This window comes from Paraburkholderia sp. SIMBA_027 (assembly GCF_046535315.1).
Taxonomy (GTDB): Bacteria; Pseudomonadota; Gammaproteobacteria; order Burkholderiales; family Burkholderiaceae; genus Paraburkholderia; species Paraburkholderia tropica.
In genome coordinates this window covers 1-277 of sequence record NZ_JAWRWY010000441.1, presented here as the reverse complement: position 1 = coordinate 277, position 277 = coordinate 1, and the positions used below count along the sequence as shown (strand labels likewise).

Genomic DNA, 277 nt, shown 5'->3' with positions numbered 1-277 from the left:
ATCCCTTTTCGCTGATCAAACTGGATATTGGCGACCTGCAGAAGGACCCCGGCCGCCTGATCGACGAGGCCGGATCTATCGGTCTTTTCGGCGGTCAGAAACTGATCTGGATCCGCGGCGCAGCGAACGAGAAGTATCTTGTCGATTCGCTCCAGCAACTTTCCGAAAAACCGCTGGAGGGAACCTCTGTCATCATCGAAGCCGGCGACCTGAAGAAAGGTGCCTTGCTTCGCAAAATCGCCGAAACAGCGCGCAGTGTTGCGACGATACCCTGCTA

The 277-nt window shown here is 56.0% G+C and carries 1 protein-coding gene; it reads left to right on the top strand.

Annotated elements, in window-relative coordinates; translation table 11 throughout:
- Positions 1-277: hypothetical protein (locus SB764_RS39755; protein ID WP_410866719.1), on the top strand; the 277-nt coding region annotated here is incomplete at both ends.